Genomic DNA, 25,839 nt, shown 5'->3' on the forward strand with positions numbered 1-25,839 from the left:
ATTCCCCTCTTTTTTAGCGCGTACGGTTTATCTGTGTATTTTGTCAAAATAAACAATGTACAACAGTAACCATTCGCCAACGTATTCGTCTCTTAAACTCACATATCTCAAGTGGCACAGAGTAGGTGTCACCACTGTAAAGGAATAAAAATGCCTGTAATTACCCTTCCTGACGGAAGCCAACGCGCTTTTGACAATGCGGTATCTGTACTTGATGTTGCCGCCGATATTGGTCCTGGTCTGGCTAAAGCCACCATCGCGGGTAAAATAAATGGCGAATTGGTTGATGCTGTTGAACCCATTGAGCACGATGCTGAGCTGCAAATTATTACCGCCAAAGATGACGCAGGCCTGGAAATACTGCGTCATAGCTGTGCACATCTTATCGGGCATGCGATTAAGCAACTGTGGCCAGATGCTAAAATGGCGATTGGCCCGGTTATCGATAACGGCTTTTATTACGATGTTGATATGGAGCACTCGCTGACCACCGAAGACCTGCAAAAGCTTGAAAAGCGAATGCTAGAGCTGGCAAAAACCAATTATCAGGTGGTTAAAAACAAAGTTAGCTGGCAACAGGCGCGCGACACGTTTGAAGAGCGCGGCGAGATGTACAAGATGCAAATTCTTGATGAAAACATCAGTAAAGACGATGAGCCCGCTTTATATCACCATGAAGAATACGTGGATATGTGCCGGGGCCCCCATGTACCCAATATGAAGTTTTGTCAGCATTTTAAACTGATGAAAGTGGCGGGTGCCTACTGGCGAGGCAACAGTGAAAATAAAATGCTGCAACGCATATACGGCACTGCATGGGCTGACAAAAAACAGCTTAAAGCCTATTTAAACCGTTTAGAAGAAGCTGAAAAGCGTGACCACCGCAAAATTGGTAAAACGCTGGACCTGTTTCATTGGCAGGAAGAAGCACCGGGTATGGTGTTTTGGCACAATGATGGCTGGTCTATTTACACCGAGCTTGAAACTTTTGTTCGTCGTAAGTTGCGTCAGTACAGCTATGACGAGGTAAAAGGCCCGCTGATGATGGACCGCTCATTGTGGGAAAAATCAGGTCACTGGGATAAATATGCCGAAAACATGTTCACCACCGAATCTGAAAAGCGTGAATATGCTATCAAGCCTATGAATTGTCCGGGCCATGTGCAAATTTTTAATCAGGGCTTAAAGTCTTACCGTGACCTGCCTTTACGTATGGCTGAATTTGGTTGCTGCCATCGTAATGAGCCTTCGGGTGCCTTACATGGTCTTATGCGTGTGCGTGGCTTTACCCAGGACGATGCTCATATTTTTTGTACCGAAGAGCAGATCCTAAAAGAAGTGAGCGGCTGTATTAAGATGGTCTACGAAACCTACGAAGCTTTTGGCTTTGACAAGGTTGCGGTTAAGCTCTCTACACGTCCTGAAAAGCGGGTAGGTTCAGACGAAATTTGGGACAAATCTGAAGCCGCCCTGGCCGAAGCGCTGAAAGCCAATGATATTGAATTTGACTATCAGCCCGGTGAAGGCGCATTCTATGGTCCGAAGATTGAATTTACTTTGCATGATTGTCTGGATCGTGCATGGCAGTGTGGTACTGTACAGCTCGACTTTTCGATGCCGGGTCGTTTAGGCTCTACTTACGTAGCTGAAGATGGCGAGCGTAGGGTTCCGGTAATGATTCACCGGGCTATTTTAGGGTCGCTTGAGCGTTTTATCGGTATTTTAACCGAAGAATACGCCGGTTCGTTCCCGCTTTGGTTGGCACCGCAGCAAATATCGGTACTTAATATTACTGATAATCAGGCGAATTATGTGGGTCAAACCGTAGAAAAATTGCAACAATTAGGATTTAGAGCAAAGTCTGACTTGAGAAATGAGAAGATTGGCTTTAAAATCCGCGAGCACACCCTAAAGCGTGTTCCTTATATGCTGGTGGTCGGCGACAAAGAAGTTGAGTCGAACCAGGTGGCTGTGCGTTCAAGACGTGGTGAAGATCTGGGAACGATGAATCTGGATGCTTTCATTGAATTAGCACAGAAGGAAATCGCAGAAAAAACAATCAAATAGATTGTTACGGGTCTTGAAAGTGTTAGCATAGCCCCTATATTGGGTAGGCTAACATTACGATTTTAATTTTTGGAGGAATAGCACATTAAAGGCGCTAACAAACAGGCTCAGGGCGCAAAAGCCCGCATAAACGATGAAATCAAAGCCAGAGAAGTAAGACTTATCGGCAAAGAGGGTGAACAGATTGGTGTAGTTTCGTTAGCCGAAGCAACACAAACCGCTGAGGAAGCGAGTCTGGATCTTGTAGAAATTAGTCCTAATGCCGAGCCGCCAGTCTGTAAAGTTATGGACTATGGCAAGTTCCTCTTTGAAAAAAGTAAAGCTCAAAAAGAGCAAAAGAAGAAGCAAAAGCAAATTCAGGTCAAGGAGGTTAAATTCCGCCCTGGCACGGATGAAGGCGATTACCAGGTAAAACTGCGCAACCTGCGTCGCTTTCTTGAAAGTGGGGACAAAGCCAAAGTCACTATCCGCTTCCGCGGTCGTGAAATGGCCCACCAAGACATTGGTATCGATCTTTTAAAACGTGTAAGAACCGATTTAGAAGAAGTCGCTATCTGCGAATCTTTCCCTCGTCGAGTGGAAGGTCGTCAAATGATCATGGTATTAGCCCCAACAAAGAAGCAGTAATGGTCTGAAAGTTTTCGAAGACTCTGCCCCTTCGAAACACCTTGCTGCATAATGTAACCGGTTTGTGATGACTGCACATCGTTCAAACCGAACTTAACAATGCGGAGTTTTAGCAATGCCTAAAATCAAATCTAACAGTGGTGCAGCCAAGCGTTTTAAAAAGACAGGCTCTGGCCGCTTTAAAAGCAAGCAGTCTCACTTGCGTCATATTTTGACCAAGAAGAGCTCTAAGCGTAAACGCCATTTGCGTGGCAAAAAATTGGTTCATGATGCGGATACCAAGTTGGTACAACGCATGTTGCCGTACGTTTAAAGATCAGGAGACTAAAGAATGGCTAGAGTAAAACGCGGTACGATTGCACGTGCCCGTCACAAAAAAGTTTTAAAACAGGCGAAAGGTTATTACGGTGCTCGTTCTCGCGTATTTCGCGTAGCGGTACAGGCAGTAACTAAAGCTGGTCAATATGCATATCGTGACCGTCGTCAGCGTAAACGTCAATTCCGCCAATTGTGGATTGCACGTATTAATGCTGCTTCACGTCAAAATGGCATGTCTTACAGCCGTTTCATTAACGGTCTTAAGAAAGCGTCTGTCGAAATCGATCGTAAGATCCTTGCCGACATCGCTGTACATGACAAGGTAGCATTTAGCGCATTAGTCGAAGCGGCTAAAGGCGCATTAGCTTAATTTTTTAAACCAAATTAAGTTTAAGTTCTTTCAGGAAACGGCGAGCAGGATGCTCGCCGTTTTTCTTTTTGGTCGACCAAAACCCCCACGCAAAACTTTCTTTTCTGCTCTAACACCTTTTTATTACTGATATCGGCCAGCGCTAATACCAAGCAAACCCGTCCACATCTTCAAAATTTTCAGATTAAATCAATAAATTCGTATAATAGTTGGGATTTATCAGCCCGTTAGGGTAGCGACAGGTTTTATGTGTCGTGTAGACTATAGCCTTTTATATTCAGGCAAACTCTTTGTTGCAAAGAGCTATCCGATACCAAATGCCATATTGAGGAAATCATGGAGCTTGAAGCGATCATTAGTCAGGCACAAAGCCAGATTGACGCTGCCGAAGATGCAGCGACACTTGACCAGGTTAGAGTTGAGTACATGGGGAAAAAGGGCAAGTTAACCGATCTTTTAAAAGGGTTAGGTAAATTGTCGAACGAAGAACGTCCCGCTGCCGGTCAAAAAATTAATCAGGCCAAACAAGTTATACAACAGGCGATTGGGGCAAAAGGCGAAGCTCTGCACAGTGAAGAAATGAACCGCAAGCTAGCAGAAGAAGCCATAGATGTGACATTACCCGGTCGTGTCGAACAGCCCGGTAATTTGCATCCGGTAAGCCGCACTATAGCCCGGATAGAGCAATTTTTTGGCGAACTTGGTTTTGCGGTAAAAACCGGCCCTGAGGTTGAAGATGGCTTTCATAACTTTGATGCGCTGAACATTCCGGCGAATCACCCGGCTCGTGCTGATCACGACACCTTTTACTTCAATCCCGATGTTATGCTACGTACGCAGACCTCAGGCGTGCAAATTCGAACTATGGAAGTAGAGCAGCCGCCGCTGCGTATTATCTCTCCTGGTCGGGTTTATCGTAACGACTATGATCAGACCCACACCCCGATGTTTCATCAGGTTGAAGGTTTGATGGTAGATAAAAATGTAAGCTTCACCGAGCTTAAAGGCATTTTGCATGACTTCTTGCATCATTTCTTTGAAGAGTCGTTAGAAGTTCGTTTCCGGCCTTCTTATTTCCCGTTTACCGAGCCATCAGCCGAGGTTGATGTAATGGGCAAAAACGGTCAGTGGCTGGAAGTATTAGGCTGCGGTATGGTGCATCCTAATGTATTAAAAGCGGTTAATATTGATCCGGAAGAATACACCGGCTTTGCCTTTGGTATGGGTGTTGAACGCCTGACCATGTTGCGCTACGGCGTAACCGACCTTCGTGCATTTTTTGAAAACGACTTACGTTTTCTTAAACAATTTAACTAGGGCAGGGCAGAGTTTACTATGAAATTTAGCGAAAAGTGGTTAAGAGAATGGGTCAATCCTGCCCTGAATGCTCAGCAATTATCTGAGCAGTTAAGTATGGCAGGACTGGAAGTAGATGAACTCGCTGGCGTCGCAGGCGAATTTTCTGGTGTGGTAGTGGGCGAGGTGGTCGACTGCGGTCAACACCCAAATGCTGATAAACTACGTGTAACCAAAATCAACACCGGTGATGATGAACTGCTTGATATCGTATGTGGCGCGCCCAATTGTCGTCAGGGCATCAAAGTTGCGGTAGCCAAAGTGGGTGCAGTACTGCCGGGCGATTTTAAAATCAAAAAGGCCAAACTTCGCGGTGAACCTTCATTTGGTATGTTGTGTAGTTTTTCTGAATTAGGCATAAGCGACGATCACGACGGTATAATTGAGCTGCCTGGCGACGCCCCCGTGGGCGAGGATATTCGGGAATATCTGAACCTTGACGACTACAGTATTGATGTAGATTTAACGCCAAACCGCGCCGACTGCCTTGGCATTCGCGGTATTGCCCGTGAGGTCGGTGTACTGAACAACGAAGATGTTCGCGAACCGGTTATCGAGCCTGTTCAATCGACCATTGATGATAAAATTGAAATTAACTTAGATGCGCCTCAGGCCTGCCCGCGTTATTTAGGTCGTGTGCTAAAAAATGTTGATTTAACTGCGGCTTCACCGCTTTGGTTAACTGAAAAGTTGCGCCGCAGCGGCATTCGCAGCATCGACCCCATCGTGGATGTGACCAACTATGTATTGCTAGAGCTGGGTCAACCGATGCACGCGTTTAACTTAAACCGCATCGACGGCAACATTAAAGTACGCATGGCTTACGCCGACGAGTCTTTAACGTTGCTTGATGAGTCTACGGTTGAGTTGGCCAGCGATACTCTGGTCATTGCCGATAATCACAAACCGTTGGCTATGGCTGGAATTTTTGGTGGTCTGCATTCAGGCGTAACCACCGACACCACCGATATTTTATTGGAAAGCGCTTTTTTTGCCCGCGATGCTATTATGGGCCGTGCTCGTCAATATGGCTTACATACTGATGCCTCGCACCGTTATGAACGGGGCGTAGACCCTCAATTACAACGCGATGCGATAGAACGTGCCACTGGGCTTGTTTTATCAATTTGTGGCGGTGAGGCCGGGCCAGTAGTTGAAGCTGTTGAACAAGACGCCTTACCAGCCTCAAAAACCGTGATATTGCGCCAGGAACGTCTTAGCCGTGTATTAGGTATCAATATTGCCGTAGCCAAGGTTACTGAAATACTAACCCGGCTAGGGATGCAGGTGACCGAACTTGAAGATCACTGGCAGGCTGAAGTACCCAGTTACCGGTTCGATATTGCCATTGAAGAAGATTTAATTGAAGAAGTAGCGCGAGTATACGGTTACAACAATATTCCTAATGTAGCGCCAAAGGCCAGCTTAGCGATGTTACCGGCCAGCGAAGCGACCATTAATTCGCGAGTCTTCAAATCACAATTGACCGCCCGTGGTTATTCAGAAGCCATTACCTATTCATTCGTTGATCCTAAAGTGCAGGATGCCTTATTCCCTGATGAAAAAGGCTTGGTCCTACCACATCCTATTTCCTCTGACATGTCGGTGATGCGGGTCAGTTTGTGGCCGGGCTTGTTAGGTGCGGTGGCGTATAACCAAAAACGTCAGCAAAGTCGTGTTCGGCTGTTTGAAACCGGCCTTCGATTTGTACCCGATGCAAAATCTGAAAGTGGAGTGTGTCAGGAGTCGGTCATTGCCGGTGTTATAGCCGGTCGTCGTACAGCTGAAAGCTGGCATGGTGGGGATGAAGCGGTCGACTTTTTTGATGTAAAAGGCGATGTAGAAGCGTTACTTGCCATGAAGGCGCAAAACGGTGAAATTACCTTTATTGCGCAAAGCCACAGTGCATTGCATCCGGGTATGTCAGCCGCTATATTACTTGATGGCAAAAACATTGGATTTGTAGGGGCGTTACACCCTCAATTTACTAAAATGATTGGGGTAAATGGAAGTCTATTTTTGTTTGAAATAGACTTAACTGCTTTATCTCAAAGAACTTTACCTCAGGCAAAAGCGATCTCTAAGTACCCTGCGAACCGTAGAGATATAGCAATTACAGTTAAAGAGGCAGTTTCTGTTGGTGCAATTCTTTCTCACGTAGAAAAAATTAGCGTAAATCAATTAGTTGCCCTAAACTTGTTTGATGTGTACAAAGGTAAGGGGATAGAACCGGGGTATAAGAGCCTGGCTTTATCGCTCATTTTACAGAATCCGGAGAAAACACTGGAAGAAGCTGAGATTCAACAGGCAGTGGACACCGTGGTAAAAAGTTTAGAATCCGAGTTCGGGGCAGCGTTAAGAGAGTAAACTATGGCATTGACCAAAGCCGAAATGGCTGAACACTTATTCGAAAAACTGGGTATTAATAAAAAAGACGCTAAGGATTTAGTGGAAGGCTTTTTTGAAGAAATCAAAACAGCCCTGGAATCTGGTGAACAAGTGAAGTTGTCAGGTTTTGGTAATTTTGATTAGCGTGATAAAAACGAACGTCCTGGCCGTAATCCTAAAACCGGTGAGGACATTCCTATCAAAGCGCGCCGGGTGGTGACGTTCCGTCCGGGTCAAAAGTTGAAAAGCAGGGTAGAAAACTCTAAGCCTGTCGCTGAATAAGCTTTTTTCTTATTCGCGAGTAATAACGACAGACGGTACGGTACGTAATATAACGTAACGTACCGTCTGTTTTGCCTGCGTGCGCCTTCAAACTTTCACTCTTTTCAAATCCGATGCTTATCGGTAATCTATTGTGTATCAAAAAAATTCTAGCTCACCATTGGGTGACCAATATTCTATTAACTGAGCGTATTCATGAAAAAACTGCTATTAATCGGTCTTCTTATAATTGTAGGGATTGCAGGCTATTTTGTTTGGTTGTCTGACCGTTCGGCAGATACCGTGGAAGAACCGGTCCCGGTTATCAACGTCATGGATATACTCAAAGCCTCTGATTTGCGCGCTGGAGTAAGGCAGGCGGTAAAACAAAATGATGACAAAACCATTGAGCTGTGGCTGCAAAAGGGCCAGGAAGTCGGCCGCGAGGCCGGTTTGTCAGATGAGAATATCGAGTATCTTGGGTCGGAAAAAGCCAGACGCTATGTAGAATACAACGCCAAACGCGATCTTTTTAACGAAGAATTTGAACAGCGTTATGCAAATTTGAAAGGTATCGCTGATTTAAAACAGCGCTACCCCGAAGCGAATACGTTGTATGAAAAAGCGCAGGAACTGATCACCAAACGTGACAGCCTTATTGAACAAATTGCCGGAACGCTGGCAGAAGGGGCAACGGTAACCAAGGCTCATCGCCAGGCTGCCCAGGAAATTTGGCAGAAACGTCATAAAGCTGCGCAGCAAGGTCAAACTGCCAATTCAGATTCAAAACCAGAATAAAATTAGTCGCAATAGCCTTTTGGTCAAACATAGGCTGCTATTTAATGAGGCGCAAAATCGCGGGAAATAGGGTTGCTGATCCGCCTTTTCAGTGCAAAGCCAGCCGCAGATAAATGGCTTTTTACCGAGTTACCTGAAGTACGAGCTATTTGAAAGCACAATGATGTGAAATGCTTTTTATTAGCAAAGCTCTGCTGGTATCTTAAACCGCAATCAAAGCAGGCTTACCGATAATGGTTGCGCTATTGATATTGACTGGAAGCAGAGGCGGGTGTGGGTCACATGATTGATAGAATGTAATATCCCGAATCACACAGTCTTAAAAAGCGGCAGGTAACCGACATGCTTGTGCCAATGCTAATGGGCTGGAAGAAATAGGCAAAACCAATACAAGCGTTGGTGATACGTATCAATCGTCTTCAACCGCTTACTCTTAGGTTCTGGCAAACAACAAGATACTTATTTCCCTCTTTTTCACTGTCTATGTTTGCTACCCTTGAACAGATGTACTTTGCAATCCATTAAAGGAATCACTTTTTGCCCGAACTAAAAACGGTGGGCCTGTTTTTAATCACTGCTTTGGCCGAAATTATAGGTTGTTATTTACCGTACCTATGGCTACGTGAAGGAAAGTCGGTCTGGCTATTGGTTCCTGCTGCGTTATGCCTTGCTGCATTTGCGTGGCTGTTATCTTTGCACCCTACCGCCGCAGGCCGGGTGTACGCTGCTTATGGCGGGGTTTATATATTTACGGCTATTGTGTGGTTATGGACAATAGATGGCATCAAACCCACAGTCTGGGATTTTGTTGGTTCAGGTGTCGCACTGTTAGGAATGGCGATTATTATGTTTGCCCCCCGCGGCATCTAAAGCGACCGCCTTTTTCGCATCTTTCAGGAAAGTAGGGCCTTACCCTGGTATCAGGTAATGCGAAATAGGAGGATAATGTTTTGACTTCTTTTATCAATTCAAGTCAGACTAAAAAATGAGTTAACACAAGTGTGATTCAGCAATTAAAATATCTTCCATCTTCGCACTTAAGATTATTGAAATAAGGTGCCAGGGCCGTTTATGCGGACTGCTCAGTTAAACACAGAATGAATAAGAAATACCAATACGGTACTCTTTGGTCAGAGGGTTATTGTTCTGGCTATGACACCGAGTCTGAACTCGAACCTGTCTATTCCGCACTGGATCATTTTCACCGGCTTCTCGCTGCCAGCAAAAGTAAAGGAAGTTAAAATGCCAAAACCTGCTCAAAATGGTGTGCTTATCTACTCAGGGAATTTTCGTTCGCTAGCAGAGTTTTACCAACAACTTTTTGACTTGTCGATTACCAGACAAACCAAAGAGTTCATTAGCCTGGAAAAAGACGGTTTCAATCTTATTATCCATATACCGCCATTTGAAACATCTAAGGAGTCATTTTGTACAATAAAGCTTTTTTTGACAGTGCAAAATATAGAGGCTACCAAAAAAGAAGCGCTGGAACTCGGTGGTAAAATATTTGATGGTGAGTGGGCTAATCCGATATTTAAAGTGGCAAATATTGCAGATTGTGATGGCAACCATATTCAAATTCGGGAGTTCATGAATATCGGTGATCCTACACAAGATGAGTTGTAGCAAAAACACAGACGCAGGCGACACCAGCCACTCATCTTTATAATGGTTAATATCCGAAAACATCGCCGATGCGCCTTATCTGGCTGCATCAATCTTTAAAACTAAAATACGCCAGGGAAGGGTATGTATAAATCATTAATATTGTATTTTTTTGTCTCAGTAACGTTTGTCTTCCAGGCCACGGCCGATACTGAAACCAGCGTGAGTCTGGCTGGTAATACGGTGACATACGAAGGCACTGTGACGAATGAAGCCAATAGCAAGCTACTGTCTTTTATCGAACAGCCCGAAAATTCGATTAAATGGCTGTCTATTACCAGCAAAGGCGGGGAAGTAAACGAAGGCATGAGCCTGGGTAGTATTGTTTTTGACCATAAGCTTAAAGTTGCGGTAGACAAATATTGTCTTTCCTCATGCGCAAACTACGTGTTTTCAGCCGCTCCTGCCCACCGAATTTCCAAACATGCACTGATTGGCTTTCATGGTGGGGTTTCAGGCATGAAGCACCAAATCGCTACTCTTATTTCATCGCTTCCAGCGCAGGAACAGGACGCTACCGAGGCAAACCTGCGAAGCTACATGCAAGCCGCTTTATCTCGTGAAAAACAATTTTTCGAAAAGATTGGAGTGGAGCAGCGAATTACCACGTTAGGGCAATCGACCCAATATGATGCTATACCAAACCAAGGTGAATTCTTCGGTTGGTATTATTCGATAGAAGATATGGCTAGGCTTGGGGTGAACAATATTGAAGTTACCGACCCGCCCTGGTCCTATAAACCACTAAGCGAAAAAGTGAAGTTTTTCAGGGTCAAAGTTAGCGACCTGCAACAAGCTAATTAAATCATCGAGCGCTGTCGGCACGCGGGCAAAATTCAGGCAGGCTTACTTTTTACGGTCCATAATCGATATAAGGGAACTTTTAGTACCGGTGTATGGCCAATAGGATGGTATAGTTTTAGACCATAAGGACAGTCACTTAGCAAGACAGAATGGCCAGAATTTGCCAGGTGTGCATACCTCTTCAGTGCGGTCATATCATTTTTATATATGACCAGGAGCCGTTAGCTTTAAACCGCTGCCTTTAAACCGCAGCCTTTGAAATAAATAAGAAAGGGAAATTTCTATGAAACAGTTAATTTTATTGAGCGCAGGTTTTTTATTTTTGTCAGGATGCGTAATCGTGCCCGAAACTGACCTGGGCAAAGTCAATCGTTGTGAAATCTCTTCTGATCGTAAAACCCTGAAAGTCATCAATGGTTTTAAAGACACTAATACATTTTACTCCGTGAGTGGCCTTGTGCTGCTACCTCTGTCGGGGGTGGTGTCGGGTACGTATGTGGCAGTAAACAACATTTATAACCTGGGAGAAGAGCGTATTGTATGTGGTCCGGAACAAACGACATCTGGTAATACAGTTGCGGCGTCTTAGGGGGGCTGCCATTAGCCCCTTGGAACGGTAGCGGGTCTGTTATATGAAAAATCCAACCTACTTTCAGGAAAAAATATGGAAAAAAAGAACTTCGAAGCTGAGTGGTGTTTGTTGCAAAACCAGTTTGAAAGCTACGAAAAGCATTCTTTGTATATAAAGCTCAGTAGCATTGTTTTGGTTTTCTTAAGCGTGGCACTCGGTGTCAGTTCGACCTTCATGTTTTTGCTATTACTGGTGTTGTGGCTACAGGATGCCATCTGGAAAACCTTTCAGTCACGCCTTGAGCCCCGCTTATTGAAAATTGAGAAAAGCATAAAAGAAGATATTCCGGCTTGTGAATTTCAGTTTAATAGCGACTATCAGTTACTGGAAACCGGCGGGCTATCGAAAGTTCTGGAATACGCAAAACAAGCAGCACGTCCCACCATCGCATTTCCCTACGTAGCATTACTGGTTATTACAGTTATCCAGGGGTTTGTCGTGTGATTATCCGGCAGCGCATGGTAAGACTGCCACCAAAGTGAGCGGCTGATACAAACTGAGCGGCAATAGTCCAGCTCTATTGCCCTAAGGGCTCTGCCGCATCATCATTTACTTTTATCGCCTTTGGCGTACTGACATAGATGTGGTTAACGCATTGGTGTATGATGCAAAAATCGCCAATTAACACAGAGTCAGTTTTGACGTTCACGCCGCCCTAGGCATCCCCTCTTGCTTGATTTTGCTCAACGCTATGAGCCATTTTATCGCGGCCCTCGCGAGACTTACTGATACGTAATTTTCTACTCCTCTTCCAGAGGAAAACATCTGGGTAATTGTGCATGTTCGAACACGTAAAAAGAGATTGGCTATCCAATATCCGTGGTGATGTGCTTGCGGGTATTGTGGTGGCGTTAGCCCTCATTCCCGAAGCCATTGCCTTTTCTATTATTGCTGGAGTCGATCCCAAAATAGGCTTGTACGCCTCTTTTTGCATCGCCGTCATTATTTCCTTTGTCGGCGGCAGGCCGGGTATGATCTCGGCAGCCACCGGCGCTATGGCCTTATTAATGGTCACTCTGGTTAAAGAGCATGGTCTTGAGTATTTGCTGGCCGCCACGTTGCTTACCGGCGTATTACAAATTGCGGCAGGAATGTTTCGCCTGGGCGAGCTGATGCGCTTTGTTTCCCGCTCTGTGGTGACCGGTTTTGTGAATGCATTAGCCATATTAATATTTATGGCCCAGCTGCCGGAGCTGACCAATGTGACTTATCATGTTTATGTAATGACCGCCGCAGGGCTGGGCATTATTTATCTGTTTCCTTACTTGCCGGTGATAGGTAAAACCATTCCTTCACCGCTGGTATGCATTGTCACCCTCACCATTATTGCGATTGCTACCGGCCTGGATATACGCACGGTAGGGGATATGGGTGAGCTTCCTGACACCTTGCCTATATTCCTATGGCCGGAACTGCCACTAAACTTTGAAACCCTGTCGATTATATTCCCTTATGCTGCTGGTCTGGCGGTGGTGGGTTTACTGGAATCTATGATGACGGCGACGATTGTTGATGACCTGACTGATACCTCCAGTGACAGAAACAAAGAATGCAAAGGTCAGGGTATTGCCGATATTGGTGCCGGGCTATTTGGCGGAATGGCCGGCTGTGCCATGATTGGTCAGTCTATCATTAATGTTAAATCTGGCGGTCGCGGCAGGCTGTCCAGTTTTGTCGCGGGGGCATTCTTGCTGTTTATGGTGCTGGTTTTGGACGAATGGCTGCGCCAGATTCCTATGGCGGCACTTGTGGCGGTAATGATAATGGTAGCGATTGGTACATTTTCCTGGACCTCGGTAAAAGATTTGGGCAAGCATCCACTCTCTTCCAATATTGTGATGATTAGCACCGTAGTGGTAGTGGTAGCAACGCACAACTTAGCCATCGGTGTGCTGGTGGGGCTGCTGTTGGCAACCCTGTTTTTTGCCAACAAAATTGGCCGCTTTATGGCGGTAAAATCCCACTATAGCGAAGTTGAAAAAACACGCACTTACCAGGTGATAGGGCAGGTATTCTTTGCCTCTGCAGAGCAGTTCATCGCGGCATTTGACTTTAAAGAAGCCGTTAGCACGGTGGTTATTGATCTGACCCATGCGCATTTTTGGGATATAACAGCGGTAAACTCGCTGGATAAAGTCGTGATTAAGTTTCGGCGAGAGGGGGCTACGGTCAGCGTCGTGGGTATGAATGAAGCGACCGAGACGGTGGTCGATAAATTTGGTGTGTATAATGACCCGGCTGAAGTCGATAAGCTAATGGGTGGTCACTAGGAGACTAACGATGGATAAAATAATCACCTGTGTGGATGGCTCGGCAATGACACCGGCGGTGACACAAGCTGGTAAATGGGCTGCCAAAAAGCTTAACAAACCATTGTGTTTTCTGCACACAATCGAGAAAACGCCTCAGCATGGCGCCGATGATTATACCGGCGCTATAGGACTGGGCGCTCGCTCCTCCTTATTGGAAGAGATGACCAGGCTGGATGAACAAAAAAGCAAACTTGCCCTGCAACTAAGCAATGAGTTACTTGAATCTATGCTGGCTGAAGCTCGGGCTGACGGGGTGGCGGCTGTGGAGTCGCTGCAACGGCATGGAGATGTGGTAGAGGCCCTGATGACACTACAGGATCAAACCCGGTTAGTGGTTATCGGGCGTCAGGGCATCAGTCACGACAATGAATTTAAAGCGCTCGGGTCACATATCGAAACCTTGTTGCGCAAAGCATGTCAGCCGGTCCTGGTGGTGCCGCAATCCTTTTCGTCACCCACCTCTTTTATGATTGCTTATGATGGCCGTGAATCAGCGGACCGGGCGCTGCAAAAGGTATTGGATGGGGGTCTGTTGCACGGTATCGATTGTCACCTGGTGACGATAAAAAATAATGAAGCCGATCTTAAAACAAAGTTTGACCGGGCAGCGGGGAAACTGGCTGAACGCGGGCTAAATGTGACAGCGGCATTTTTAGAAGGCAATATCAATACTGAGTTAGTGAAGTATCAACAAAACAACAATATCGGTCTGATGGTAATGGGCGCATTTGGGCACTCCCGGCTGCGACAGTTCTTTGTTGGCAGCAATACGCTGAAAATGCTCGAAAAAAGTGATATTCCACTTATTATTTTACGCTGATAAGGACTGTGCGCATGACGGCGAAGACCTATTGCGCACGTGATTGATTACCTTTGTAATGTTGTTAGTAACCTGATTTTTCAGGTAGCCGGATCAGCAGTTCTGTAGGCTGAATCTATTTCATATTTATATTTAGTACCGCCGGGCTAGTACCGCAGAACAACCACCGCCAGTTTGGCGTAGCAGGGATGCAAATGAACAAGAACCTTTTCTTACTCTGGCAAGGTCAGGTAATAAGCCAGCTCGGAATGCAGGCTTATACTATCGCTATGATGTTCTGGATAATGGAATCATCTGGCTCATCTGCCGCAATGAGTGTGATATTTGCTTTATCAACGCTTCCGCAAATAATTTTGGGGCCGATAGCGGGTGTTATAGCTGACCGGCACTCCAACCGAAGAATTATTATTTGGTGTGATTTGATCAGAGGCAGCACCGTGCTGTTTATGTCTGCCGTTCTGTTTAGCGACTTATTTAGCACCGCCCAAGTGGTTATCTTTTTCGCGGTGACTGCGTGTATAAACGGTGGGTGTAAAGCGTTTTTTCAGCCTGCAATTGACGCGTGGATCCCTGACCTGACGGCCCGGGAAAAACTGCCTCAAGTGATGGCGACGTTTGGCTCAACTACCCAAGCAACCATGGTATTAGGACAGGCGTCAGGAGGTATGCTGTTTACTATTTTAGGCGCCCCAATATTGTTGCTAATAGACGCGATTTCCTATTTTCTGTCGGCTTTCTCGGAGTTTTTTATTAAACAAGAAGCAAAAAATGACGTCGATAAGGCTATTGGTCTAAAAGCATCGGTTACGAATTATAAGGATGATTTACTTACAGGTTGGCAATACCTTTCAGGTACTTCAGGTATGTTACCAGCGGCATTGTTTTTTGCGTCTATTAACTTCTTCCTCGCTCCCCTGATGCTATTGTTGCCATTTTATGTTGCCGAACAAATTTCCGCAGGGGCTGAGTGGTATGGGTTTCTGCTCGCAAGCCTGGCTATGGGAAGCATCATCGGGTACTTCCTTTCAAACTACCTCAAACTGATAATCAAGAAACGTTCTGCGCTGATGTTATTTACTCTTCATTGCTGTGCTTTCAGCCTGCTTATTTTCAGTCTGAGTAATAATGTTTACTTTTCATTGATCAGCTTTTTTACAGCAGGTATTTGCTTGGGTGTCTTTAACCTCCAGGGAATTACGCTTTTTCAAACTGCTTCAAAACCTGCGATACGCGCAAGAGTACTTGGTTTTATCATGACAGTGTCAGCAATTTTTTTACCATTAGGTTCTTTAGCCGGAGGCTTGTGGGGTGAATTGACCTCAGAAGATACATCAACAATTTTTAGTATATTGGCCGTGTGTATAAGCGGCTTAACAATAGGGATAAGCTTAAGTCGTAAAATAATAAAATTCCTCGACTCTGAGCCGGAAATTACCCTGGACACCCACCTTTAATACTCTGATTAGTTGTAGAACAAGTTTCGCCCAACCTGTTCAATTCAAGATACTCCGGTTTTTTGGTGAGAAAAAGGGTGGGTGTCCATGAAGATTCATGAAGATTGGCCAGGTTTTTTGGGGGTACAGAATGTGGGTGTCCATGAAGATTGTTAGCCACATATAAACGTGCTTATAAACCTTGTCTTGTTGTCGGTTTGATACGCGTAAACCTTCAGAAAACTACCCTGGACACCCACCTTTAAAATTAAATTGGACACCCACCTTTAATACGCTGATTAGTTGTAGAACAAGTTTCGCCCAACCTGTTCAATTCAGGATACTCCGGTCTTTTGGTGAGAAAAAGGATGTGAGTGTCCATGAAAATTGGTCAGACTTTCTAGAGGGTGCAAAATGTGGGTGTCCATAAAATTAGATCTTTGCCCCCATGACCTACCTTACACCAACACCGAAGATAAAAAACAAAAGCGATGGAAGCTGATGGGATGACTTCAAGGGCTGGAGTGGTATACGTCTGAACGTCACGGCTGCATAAACTCCAGTTTTAAAAGCCAGCTGGAGTGGGTGACTCTGAATTGGGGTAGTCTTCGTTCTGTTTACAGCGAAAACACAGGCGGTTATATAGGTGTGCGGGTTCATTAGACCACTACAATGCGGAAGTTTGCCATAGCGTTGGTAGGGTTTGAGGAGGAAGACCGGATACAACCCTGCCTATGTTACAATTACATTGTGTATGCGAGGGAAGGTTGGGTGAAATTCACCGTGTTGTTGCGCAACAGTAAAGACGATTTTCAGAGTGAGTTGACAGCAGCACCGAAAAGCTCTGCAAGCACGGGGTCTAGCACAGCCCTTAAGTGTCTTCAGTACAATAAAGTTGGTACAGCGTGGCGATGATGGTTTTTACCTCGGCGCTGGCCAAAGAATAATAGATGGTCTGGGCATCGCGCCGGATTTTCACCAGCTCGTCTTTACGCAGTACACTTAACTGCTGTGACAAACTGGACTGTGGCAACTGCAATACCTCATTCAATTGCCCAACTGATTGCTCACCATCGTTCAGCAGACACAGCAGCATTAAGCGGTGACGATTAGCCATAGCCCGTAATAACCGCGCGGCAGTCTCGGCATTGGCGGCCATCTCTTCCGGGCTCATAGACATTCCTTACATTATTTTTTCTGATACATAGTAGCACCTATCATACCAAGCAACATGGTCAGGATGAATACATAAATTGCCGGCTGTCCGCCGCTCAGGTTGGCCAGTCCGGGCCCGGGGCAAATGCCACTTAACCCCCAGCCAAGACCAAATAATATCGCGCCTGTGATGAGAGGCTGATCCACCTGCTTTTTTTCTGGTAACTGACACGGCTCATTAAATATGGTGCGACCGCGCGGTTTAATATAAAACTGATAGATGGGCATGTATATCGCCAGCGCGCCGGCCATCACAAACGCAAGGGTTGGGTCCCAGGCCCCAAAAATATCCAGAAAGCCTAACACACGTGCGGGATCGGTCATCATCGAAATCGTCAGCCCGGCACCGAATAAAAAGCCGGCCAGTAAAGCGGTTAATATAAAACGCATAATGCTTTCCTTTTACATTACATGGCGAACAATGGATACGGTAAGCACCGCGGTGCCCATAAATATTAGCGTGGCGAATAAAGAACGTAGTGACCAGCGCGACAACCCGCAAATGCCATGGCCACTGGTACAGCCCGAACCAATTCGGGTACCGATTCCCACCAGTAACCCCGCCACCGCCATCGTCGGCAAACTGGCCGGAATGTTTTCAGGTAGCGTAAAACCAGCCAAAGCCGTCACTAGCGGCGCCGCTATCAGCCCTACCAGAAACGCCCATCGCCAGGCCGATTGCTTAAACTGGGTAAGCGCCGAGGCGGTTATGCCCGAGATACCGGCAATACGACCATTAAACAGCATTAGTACAATTGCACCGGCGCCAATTAACATGCCGCCGGCAAAGCCTTGAATCCAATCACTGGGTAGCATAACTGTCCTCATCTACTATCAATGGAATTTTAATAAAGCGCTGACCGCCGGCTTCTTTTTCAGGCAGCAGCGCTCCCCAAAGATTAACCTGTAAGGCCGGATATAATAAGCGCGGAACATTCAGCGTCGCATCACGCTGAGTACGAAGCGTTACAAAATCGGCTTCGCTCATACTCTGGTTTACGTGAATATTTTCATTACGGCTTGTTTTTACCAGTGTGTTCAACTGCACCTTTCTATTTGGTGGTGGATAATCATGACAAACCCAGATGCGAGTCTCATCGGGCAGGGCATGAATTTTCTGAATGCTCTGATAAAGCTGATGGGCATCACCGCCGGGGAAATCGCACCGTGCGGTACCTATATCTGGCATAAATAACGTGTCACCCACAAAAATATTGCCCTCAATGAGGTAACTGACACTGTCAGGAGTATGGCCCGGTGTGGTCATTACCGTCAGTGTATGCTTGCCCAGCATTAAGGTGTCACCGTCGTGGACCAGAATATCGTAAAGCAGGGTTTGGTCTTCGGTTACGGGTTTATTAAAGCGCCTTGAAAATTGTTGCTGAACCTCGCCAATCCCCTGGCTTATAACCGTACGAGCCTTGCTATGCTGACGTAAGTACGCCGCGGCGCTAAGGTGGTCAGCATGGGCATGGGTTTCGCAAATATAGTCAAGGTGCAGCTTTTGCGCCTCAATAAACTGAAGCTGCTGGTTAGCCAACGCAAATTCAAGCCGGCCGCTGGCAACATCAAAATTCAGCACGGCATCAATAATGAGGGCGGCCCGGCTGGTGTCATCGTACACCACATAGCTACCGGTGCCGGTATTTTTGTCATAGAAGGGTTCAACCTTAATCATCTTTGTACTCTTTTTCCATTAGATGGCTGTTATTATGCTAGCATAGATCGTATATTGTGAATATACGAAATAATAGATGAGTAAAAGATTATGCTGGGAATGATTATTGTAAGCGCGCTATTGATAGGTGCCACCCTGGGCGTGCTGGGCGCCGGCGGCGCTATTTTAACCATGCCAGCGCTATTGTTCTTTACCGCGATGGATGAAAAAACGGCCGTCGCACACTCCCTGGTTATTGTAGGCCTGATTGCACTGGCCGGCTGGGTATTAAACAGCGTGCGTAACCCGGGCAACTTTAGCTGGCGTCTGTTTGGCATTTTTGCTTTGACCAGTTTACCTGGCGCGGCGATGGGTGCTATTGCCGGCACCCGGCTCCCTGGTGGTGTACAACTGACCTTGCTGGTTACGATCATGTTTATCAGTGCTTATAAAATGCTCGGTAAAAAGCAAAACGTAGCCGATCGGCACTCCAGCCTACCTGTGCTGTTACCCGCCGGTTTTGGGACCGGTGCCATGACCGGGCTGGTGGGAGTAGGTGGCGGTTTTCTGATGGTGCCCGCTTTGCATTTGCTCGCCGGGCTCCCCCTAAAAAGCGCCACGGTGACCAGTCTGGGATTAATTGTATTGAATACCGCCGTTGCAATTTTAGCACTGTCTGTTAGTCAGGAGCAGATCGAATGGGACTTGCCGGTACTTATTATTATGGCTGCCGGGGGCGTGGCGGGTACGTTAGGGGCCGTTCTGATTAGCCATAAGATCAGCCCTGCGCGTTTAAAGAAAGGCTTTGCTATGTGTCTTATTGTTATTGCGTCGGTGCTGATCGGCACCCGCTTACTGGCCGCTTAATTCAGGGAGACTATGACGAATGTTATCTTTTACGAATTACCTTACGGATATCAAAAAGCAAATTAATGAACTTTCGGTGCAGGAGGTTTTTTGCAGGCAAGGCAACCTGCCACTATTGATTGATATTCGCGAGCCGCAGGAATGGCAAGCTGGTATTTTGCCCACAGCGATATGCTGCGCCCGGGGATTGCTGGAAAGCCGTATCGAAACCCTGATGAGTGATTTTATATCACCCGATCCCGACGTTATTTTGTATTGTCGTTCAGGGGCCCGCTCGGCGCTGGCAGCTTATTCGCTTTCACAAATGCAGTTTTCACGGGTGTATTCTATGGCCGGAGGCATTACGGCGTGGCAAGAGCAGGGATACCCGTTAAGCAAATTATTGCCGGCACAAAAGACAGAATGAGGCATGGGTAACCTTTGCCAGAGTGATGGGCGACAACGAAATTTCTACCCCGCGTTTGCCTGCACTTATAAATATATTATCGAATCGCCGTGCCTGCTCATCGATAAGTACGTTGAGGTTTTTTTTTAAGCCCACCGGGCTGACCCCTCCTGGCAAGTACCCGGTAATCCGGGGCACATCTTGTAATGAGGCCATGGCGGCTTTGCGCACCCCGGCGGCCTGCGCCAGTCGCTTCAAATCCAGCTGGTGAGATACTGGTACCAACACCACAGCAAACGTGTGCGGCTCTAACCTGGCCAGTAAGGTTTTAAAGATTTGTTGTTCTGCTATCTGTAACTGCTGAGCAGCTTCACGGCCGTAACTGACTGCACCGGAACGATGTTCAAACTGATGCACCCGATACGCATAGCCGCCTTTTTTAAGTACATTAATTGCCGGTGTCATATAATTGCTCCGTTTCTCAGGCCCATCTGAAGCATCTGATCTAACCGTAGCGTTACAGCGTTGGTTGTAAAGTTAATGTATAGCGAATGGGCCCAGGCAACAATGGCGTACTTTTATTTTCAGCATAGTCACTAAAGCCCACCCGATAAAATTGAGACAACGGATGTCCCGACTGTGCGCCGGGAAGCGTCAACACCGCCTCCGATAACTGTCCGGGTTGTACAAAAAGTCTTTGCGAAGCGCCAAATTCCGGTTGCTGTACTGCCGGCATGTAACTGTCGCCATACCCGGCTATGGCAGGTCGGTTCAGATAATCGCCCACCAGCGGTACATTGGCGGCAAACGGGTGTTTAACCGTTAGGGTGTTCACTGCGCCCCAGTTCAGCCCTGCTAGCGACTCGGTTTGCAGCTGGTTGTTTAGCGCCGTACGGGTTTCATCCCAGGACGTCAGTAAAAATTCTGACCAGCTGTTATAACCCGCGGGAAGCCAGCTTTCAGGTTGGTTATTAAGCAATTGCCAGATGGCGGGTTCGGCTTGTCGTAACAGGCCATTGGGTCGATAATTTTGATCTGCGAGTCTGGTCATCACCGGCGAGAGCAGAGCATTGACCACATGTTGTCTGTAGCGCTGTACTAAAGTATAACCTACGGAGTCGGCGCAGGCACACTGTCGCCAGGTTGTCAGAGCCTCAAGTTCGGCCTGATACCGCTGTGACTTTTGTTTAAGTGTTTGGGTTAATAACTGATGCCACGGTTTTAAAAACAACGCTTCGTTGTCTAATTGAATTTGATAGAAGTCGTCTTCGTCAAATGTGTTCTGGGCCATCAGACGTTGTTTTATTTGCAAAGCACGGGCACCAAGAGCATAGCCTCCATCGCCAAAGCGCTGAAGCTGTTCGGCTGAAATTACACGAGCGTTGGCGGTCCACAAACGTTGATTGGTGGGATTTTTTACCAGCGGCAATTCAGCAGCCCGGGTGTTACTTTGCCATTGCGCTGAAAATTCATTTGCTGCAATAGCCGTAGCACTTGGGGTGGGACGGGCGGTCACTGCGCCGGCCGGGGTCCAGGCAATAGCGCCGTCGGCATCTACCATCACCATGTTTTGTACCGGCATTCTGATAGTGTGAGCTACATCAATGGCTTGCTCAATAGTGGCCACCACATCTAAATTTAAAATCTCCAGATTAACCGCATAAGGCTGGTGAGCAACCCATTTTAGCGCGTACTGCTGACCATCCAGTTCACGCACGGGTCCATAGTCGCTCATGGAGATTGGAAATTGCACTGGCTGGTCGGTGGTGGCAAGGGTTTCGTTAACCTGCCAGGTTTTGATGTTTTCAGGTAGCGCCACCCAGTCGACATTATCCAGATTAGCATTGGTAAAGCCCCAGGCGACGGCGCCATTGGTACCTACTACAATGCCCGGTAATCCTGGTAAACTGACCCCGGTTACCTGTACTTGCTGGTTATTGCGGGTGTAATTCAGCTGGGCCCGATACCAGATAATCGGTACCCTCAGACCCAAATGCATATCATTTGCTAACATACCGTGACCCGAAGAAGTCAGCTGCCCGGATACCGCCCAGTTGTTGCTGCCAATATCCGGTGGCGGCAGCCCTTGCCAGCGAGCGGTGGTGTTGGCCTCCAGCGCAGGAATACCGCCGGTGTATGGGGGCAGGGTAGAACTCTCTAATGCCGCCTGATAGTCAGAGCTTTGCTGTAAAAAGTGCAGCATGTCTTCACCAAAATAACGGCGAACACCCGTACGCGCCAAATCCAGTTCAACCTGACCCAGTTGCAGGTCCATGTACATCGAAAAAATCACCAGTAAGCTGTCTTCTGGTGTCCAGGGGGCGGGTTCATACCCGGTGAGCCAGTATTCAAAGGTCTGGGTTTTGGCATCGTTCAGGGCTGCGTTGGCGCCTTCACTGTACTGTGTGAGCAAGGTGCGCTGAGCGGTTGGCAGGGTCGTGAGTAAATTGCGGGCCCGGGCACGAAACTGATGAAACCGCGCTTTACGATCAGCATTCAGAGCTTTTGCACCCAGCCACCCAGATAATTCGCCGGCGGCCACCTTACGCTGTAAATCCATTTGAAAAAACCGGTCCTGGGCATGGGCATAGCCTAATGCGTAAGCCGCATCAGGGCGGGTAGAAGCATGAATAACCGCCTGACCCATATCATCACGTTGTAATTTAACCGCAGCTGACAGCGATGGACTCTGTACAGTCCCTTCAAGCTGTGGCAGGCTCTGGTTTAACAAAAAAAATGCGCTTCCTAACGTCACTAATACAATAAGCAATACGCTGAAAAACAACCATTTTATCCATTTTGCCATGTGCGATATTCCTTGGTTTTTCTTTATCGTAACGGTTTAAGCGTATGAATTGAAGAATAAATAACCAGGAGTTTTCATGGGCCCGTTAATGCTTGACTGTACTGCGTATGAGCTAAGTGCTCAGGAACGTGAAATACTGGACCATCCGTTGGTTGGTGGAGTTATTTTATTTAGCCGCAACTATTACGATAAACCGCAGCTAAATGCATTGGTTAAATCGATACGAAAAGCCGCCAGACACCCGCTATTAATTGCGGTAGATCACGAAGGAGGGCGGGTTCAGCGTTTTCGTAACGGTTTTACCGGTCTACCGGCCATGGGGGCATTATTACCAGCGGTGAACAACAATCTGGCAAAAGCCACTGAATTGGCCAACGCCTGCGGTCAGATACTTGCCAGTGAATTAAAGACGCTGGATATTGATATGAGCTTTGGTCCGGTGCTGGATATTGATGGATGTTCTACGGTGATTGGCGACCGTGCATTTGCCAGCGATTTTGAGCAGGTTATTACCCTGGCTGGCGCGCTTATTGAGGGCATGCAGGCACAGGGCATGCCGGTTACCGGCAAGCATTTCCCCGGCCATGGCAGTGTAGTGGCCGACTCTCATGTGGCTCTGCCAGTAGATTCGCGACCCTTAAGCGAAATTGAGCGCACTGATATGGTGGTATTCAGGCAGCTTATTGAAAAGCTTGATGCCGTTATGCCTGCCCATGTTATTTACGAACAAGTCGATGCTCTGCCAGCAGGGTTTTCTGACTACTGGTTGCAAACGGTGTTACGCAAGCAGCTGCAGTTTGACGGTGTGATTTTTTCAGATGATTTATCGATGCACGGGGCCAGTGTGGCTGGCGATTATCCAGAGCGCGCCCGGCAAGCCCTGAGCGCGGGCTGTGATATGGTTTTAGCCTGTAATAATTCGGCCGGAGCCATTGATATTTTAGATAAATTATCACATCCGAAAGTCTCTAACCGACGCTTAACTGACTTTAACCGGCGCACTGCCGAGCCCGACGCCAAACGTGCTTATGAACGGGCATTACGCGCTGTTCAACCTATTATATTGCGCGAACCACAATGACCATCAACTACAAGTGGATCGGTATCAGCCTGATAAGCGCAACAGGAAGCTGGTTGTGGCTAATGACTACGAGTTTGAACAGTGCTCAGGCTATTACCGGGGCGTTGACTATTCTTATTGCAATGTTGTGGGTGACAGAAGCCATGCCCATTGCACTCACAGCGTTAGTGCCATTTGTAGCTTTTCCGATGGCAGGCGTAATGACCTATCAAAACGCCGCATCAGCGCTGGGCAGCCACGTTATTTTGCTACTGATGGGCGCATTTATGCTGTCTAAGTCGCTGGAAAAATCTGGCGTACACCAACGATTGGCCGTTTATATGCTGAATCTGACGGGTGCCAGCAGCGCCCGTCGGTTGGTGCACGGGTTTATGATAACCTCGGCCATACTTAGCATGTGGATCTCAAATACCGCGACGGCGTTAATGTTACTGCCTATCGCTATGGCTATTATCAATGCCATGCAGTCCACTCGCCTGGCCGTAGCATTATTATTGGGTATTGCCTATGCCGCCAGCCTTGGCGGCATAGGAACACCTATCGGAACCCCTCCAAATATCATTTTTATGGAGGTCTACACCCAGGTAAGCGGACAGGAAATCAGTTTTTTAAACTGGATGTCTACAGGTATTCCTATTGTAATGGTAGGGATCCCGTTGATGGCACTGTGGCTCACCCGCTCGGTAGGTACGATGCCAAAGGTTAGTTTGCCAAAATCCGGAGACTGGAGCAGCGCCGAACGACGGGTACTGATTACATTTTGTGTGGTGGCGATGGCCTGGATTTTCAGGCCCTATTGGACCGCCTGGCTCAATATGCCCAATGTCGCAGATAGCACCATTGCTATTGCCGGCGTACTGCTGATGTGTTTGATACCTGACGGTAATAAAGACAAGCCCGGCCAGATTCTGGATTGGGACACAGCCACCCAAATTCCGTGGGGGCTGCTGCTGGTATATGCAGGTGGTATTTGTTTAGCCAAAGCGTTTGTCGCCTCAGGCTTAAGTGTTCGACTGGGTGATGCATTTAGCGGACTGTCGGTACTGCCTTTATTAGGGGTAATATTACTGATGTGTCTGGCGGTCAGTTTTATTACTGAGGTCACTTCAAATACAGCTACGGCTACCTTACTGATGCCCATACTGGCCAGCGCAGCTGTGGCGATGGATGTTGATCCCCTGGTGTTGATGATGCCGGCTGCTATGAGCGCCAGCTGTGCCTTTATGATGCCGGTGGCTACACCTACCAACACTATTGTGTACAGCAGTGGCAAACTTAGCGTTGCGGTAATGGCGCGCGAAGGCGCCATTTTAAATATTTTGCTGGCGCTGGTAATAACCGCTGGGGTTGCGCTTACACGGCTTTAACGCTTTAGCTCTGGCTGCCGGTAGCCGCGATTGGACACCCTTGCAACCAGGACAAAGGTTAGCGCGATGGTACCTGAATATCGCTGGTACCCGATGCATGGTTCAGACTGCGGGCCAGGATAAAAAAGTAATCCGAGAGCCGGTTGATATAAGCAAGGGTGGTAGCGGGCACCGGGTGTTGCTGGCTGGCGGCCACCAGGGTGCGCTCGGCACGTCGGCAAACGGTCCGGCACACATGAGCTTGCGCGGCGCTTACATGACCACCGGGCAAAATAAAATGCCGCTGCGGGGCAAGCAATTCGCTTAACACGTCAATTCGCTGCTCTAAAGCCGTAACATCATCATTAGTTAACGATGAGGTAGCTGAAATAGCATAGCCAAGCTGAAACAAATTTTGTTGAACTTGCTGCAGCCACTTTGCTTCTTGCGCCACGTTATTATTCAGTGTCTGTTCTGTTTGACAGTGACTTACCAGCAACCCCACGTGACTGTTCAGCTCATCAATATCGCCATAACAATTTAGAATAATATCCGATTTTTCAACTTTGAGAGGTTTGTCAGCATAAATTCGGGTTTGGCCACCATCACCGCCACGGGTGTATATTTTCATA

General features: G+C 47.2%; 26 protein-coding genes and 1 pseudogene. 20 read left to right on the top strand and 7 right to left on the bottom strand.

What is annotated here, in order from left to right:
• Window positions 1–150: 150 nt before the first annotated feature.
• From thrS to JK130_RS06745, 16 genes and pseudogenes are all read left to right on the top strand, one after another.
• The gene (gene thrS / locus JK130_RS06670; protein WP_218353539.1) at window positions 151–2,067 is read left to right on the top strand and encodes a threonine--tRNA ligase; all 1,917 of its coding nucleotides are present in this window, start codon (window positions 151–153) and stop codon (window positions 2,065–2,067) included.
• Between the two features lie 84 nt (window positions 2,068–2,151).
• The gene (infC, locus tag JK130_RS06675; RefSeq protein WP_218353610.1) at window positions 2,152–2,694 is read left to right on the top strand and encodes a translation initiation factor IF-3; all 543 of its coding nucleotides are present in this window, start codon (window positions 2,152–2,154) and stop codon (window positions 2,692–2,694) included.
• A gap of 115 nt (window positions 2,695–2,809) precedes the next feature.
• Window positions 2,810–3,007: a 50S ribosomal protein L35 gene (gene rpmI, locus JK130_RS06680; RefSeq protein ID WP_108566247.1), complete on the top strand. Its 198-nt coding sequence runs from the start codon at window positions 2,810–2,812 to the stop codon at window positions 3,005–3,007.
• 18 nt (window positions 3,008–3,025) lie between these two features.
• The gene (rplT, locus tag JK130_RS06685) at window positions 3,026–3,382 is read left to right on the top strand and encodes a 50S ribosomal protein L20 (RefSeq protein ID WP_218353540.1); all 357 of its coding nucleotides are present in this window, start codon (window positions 3,026–3,028) and stop codon (window positions 3,380–3,382) included.
• Between the two features lie 336 nt (window positions 3,383–3,718).
• Window positions 3,719–4,699 (top strand): phenylalanine--tRNA ligase subunit alpha, encoded by a 981-nt coding sequence (gene pheS / locus JK130_RS06690; protein ID WP_218353541.1) that lies wholly within the window; start codon window positions 3,719–3,721, stop codon window positions 4,697–4,699.
• Window positions 4,700–4,717: 18 nt separating this feature from the next.
• Window positions 4,718–7,105, top strand: a complete 2,388-nt coding sequence (gene pheT, locus JK130_RS06695) for a phenylalanine--tRNA ligase subunit beta (RefSeq protein WP_218353542.1) — start codon at window positions 4,718–4,720, stop codon at window positions 7,103–7,105.
• Between the two features lie 3 nt (window positions 7,106–7,108).
• A pseudogene (gene ihfA, locus JK130_RS06700) lies at window positions 7,109–7,408 on the top strand (integration host factor subunit alpha).
• 195 nt (window positions 7,409–7,603) lie between these two features.
• Window positions 7,604–8,185, top strand: coding sequence for a hypothetical protein (locus tag JK130_RS06705; RefSeq protein ID WP_218353543.1), 582 nt, complete (start codon window positions 7,604–7,606; stop codon window positions 8,183–8,185).
• A 537-nt stretch (window positions 8,186–8,722) separates the two neighbouring features.
• Entirely contained in the window at window positions 8,723–9,055 is a 333-nt protein-coding gene (locus JK130_RS06710) for a YnfA family protein (protein ID WP_218353544.1), read from the top strand.
• A gap of 372 nt (window positions 9,056–9,427) precedes the next feature.
• Entirely contained in the window at window positions 9,428–9,811 is a 384-nt protein-coding gene (locus JK130_RS06715; protein WP_218353545.1) for a VOC family protein, read from the top strand.
• A 123-nt stretch (window positions 9,812–9,934) separates the two neighbouring features.
• Window positions 9,935–10,654: a hypothetical protein gene (locus JK130_RS06720; protein WP_218353546.1), complete on the top strand. Its 720-nt coding sequence runs from the start codon at window positions 9,935–9,937 to the stop codon at window positions 10,652–10,654.
• Window positions 10,655–10,937: 283 nt separating this feature from the next.
• The gene (locus tag JK130_RS06725; RefSeq protein ID WP_218353547.1) at window positions 10,938–11,243 is read left to right on the top strand and encodes a hypothetical protein; all 306 of its coding nucleotides are present in this window, start codon (window positions 10,938–10,940) and stop codon (window positions 11,241–11,243) included.
• 75 nt (window positions 11,244–11,318) lie between these two features.
• Window positions 11,319–11,729, top strand: a complete 411-nt coding sequence (locus JK130_RS06730) for a hypothetical protein (protein ID WP_218353548.1) — start codon at window positions 11,319–11,321, stop codon at window positions 11,727–11,729.
• A gap of 335 nt (window positions 11,730–12,064) precedes the next feature.
• Entirely contained in the window at window positions 12,065–13,555 is a 1,491-nt protein-coding gene (locus tag JK130_RS06735) for a SulP family inorganic anion transporter (RefSeq protein WP_218353549.1), read from the top strand.
• Between the two features lie 10 nt (window positions 13,556–13,565).
• The gene (locus tag JK130_RS06740) at window positions 13,566–14,417 is read left to right on the top strand and encodes a universal stress protein (protein ID WP_218353550.1); all 852 of its coding nucleotides are present in this window, start codon (window positions 13,566–13,568) and stop codon (window positions 14,415–14,417) included.
• Between the two features lie 194 nt (window positions 14,418–14,611).
• Window positions 14,612–15,871 (top strand): MFS transporter, encoded by a 1,260-nt coding sequence (locus JK130_RS06745; RefSeq protein WP_218353551.1) that lies wholly within the window; start codon window positions 14,612–14,614, stop codon window positions 15,869–15,871.
• Window positions 15,872–16,721: 850 nt separating this feature from the next.
• Here the strand turns inward: JK130_RS06745 and JK130_RS06750 are convergent.
• The 4 genes from JK130_RS06750 to JK130_RS06765 are packed head-to-tail and all read right to left on the bottom strand — an operon-like array spanning window position 16,722 to window position 18,743.
• Entirely contained in the window at window positions 16,722–17,024 is a 303-nt protein-coding gene (locus JK130_RS06750) for an ArsR/SmtB family transcription factor (RefSeq protein ID WP_218353552.1), read from the bottom strand.
• Between the two features lie 14 nt (window positions 17,025–17,038).
• Complete coding sequence (locus tag JK130_RS06755) at window positions 17,039–17,455, bottom strand: YeeE/YedE family protein (RefSeq protein WP_218353553.1); 417 nt, start codon at window positions 17,453–17,455, stop codon at window positions 17,039–17,041.
• 12 nt (window positions 17,456–17,467) lie between these two features.
• On the bottom strand, window positions 17,468–17,881 hold the full coding sequence (locus JK130_RS06760) for a YeeE/YedE family protein (protein WP_246587715.1): 414 nt from the start codon (window positions 17,879–17,881) through the stop codon (window positions 17,468–17,470).
• Window positions 17,868–18,743 (bottom strand): MBL fold metallo-hydrolase, encoded by an 876-nt coding sequence (locus JK130_RS06765; protein ID WP_218353555.1) that lies wholly within the window; start codon window positions 18,741–18,743, stop codon window positions 17,868–17,870. Before JK130_RS06765 ends, JK130_RS06760 begins: the two co-directional genes overlap by 14 nt.
• 90 nt (window positions 18,744–18,833) lie before the next feature.
• Here JK130_RS06765 and JK130_RS06770 point away from each other — a divergent pair, with 90 nt between their 5' ends.
• On the top strand, window positions 18,834–19,589 hold the full coding sequence (locus JK130_RS06770) for a sulfite exporter TauE/SafE family protein (protein ID WP_218353556.1): 756 nt from the start codon (window positions 18,834–18,836) through the stop codon (window positions 19,587–19,589).
• Window positions 19,590–19,608: 19 nt separating this feature from the next.
• Window positions 19,609–19,995 (top strand): rhodanese-like domain-containing protein, encoded by a 387-nt coding sequence (locus JK130_RS06775; protein ID WP_218353557.1) that lies wholly within the window; start codon window positions 19,609–19,611, stop codon window positions 19,993–19,995.
• Here the strand turns inward: JK130_RS06775 and ybaK are convergent.
• Both ybaK and JK130_RS06785 read right to left on the bottom strand, forming a co-directional pair.
• Window positions 19,969–20,439, bottom strand: coding sequence for a Cys-tRNA(Pro) deacylase (gene ybaK / locus JK130_RS06780; RefSeq protein ID WP_218353558.1), 471 nt, complete (start codon window positions 20,437–20,439; stop codon window positions 19,969–19,971). The genes JK130_RS06775 and ybaK overlap by 27 nt on opposite strands.
• A gap of 52 nt (window positions 20,440–20,491) precedes the next feature.
• The gene (locus tag JK130_RS06785; RefSeq protein WP_218353559.1) at window positions 20,492–22,780 is read right to left on the bottom strand and encodes a penicillin acylase family protein; all 2,289 of its coding nucleotides are present in this window, start codon (window positions 22,778–22,780) and stop codon (window positions 20,492–20,494) included.
• A 76-nt stretch (window positions 22,781–22,856) separates the two neighbouring features.
• On the opposite strand from JK130_RS06785, the gene nagZ reads away from it, so the two are divergent.
• Window positions 22,857–23,861 (top strand): beta-N-acetylhexosaminidase, encoded by a 1,005-nt coding sequence (nagZ, locus tag JK130_RS06790; protein WP_246587716.1) that lies wholly within the window; start codon window positions 22,857–22,859, stop codon window positions 23,859–23,861.
• On the top strand, window positions 23,858–25,228 hold the full coding sequence (locus JK130_RS06795) for an SLC13 family permease (RefSeq protein WP_218353560.1): 1,371 nt from the start codon (window positions 23,858–23,860) through the stop codon (window positions 25,226–25,228). The genes nagZ and JK130_RS06795 overlap by 4 nt, the downstream gene beginning before the upstream one ends.
• 58 nt (window positions 25,229–25,286) lie before the next feature.
• On the opposite strand, the gene JK130_RS06800 is transcribed toward JK130_RS06795, so the two are convergent.
• The gene (locus JK130_RS06800; RefSeq protein WP_218353561.1) at window positions 25,287–25,838 is read right to left on the bottom strand and encodes a cob(I)yrinic acid a,c-diamide adenosyltransferase; all 552 of its coding nucleotides are present in this window, start codon (window positions 25,836–25,838) and stop codon (window positions 25,287–25,289) included.
• Window position 25,839 lies beyond the last annotated feature (1 nt).

The organism is Alteromonas lipotrueiana (assembly GCF_019249245.1).
GTDB classification, from domain to species: domain Bacteria; phylum Pseudomonadota; class Gammaproteobacteria; order Enterobacterales; family Alteromonadaceae; genus Alteromonas; species Alteromonas lipotrueiana.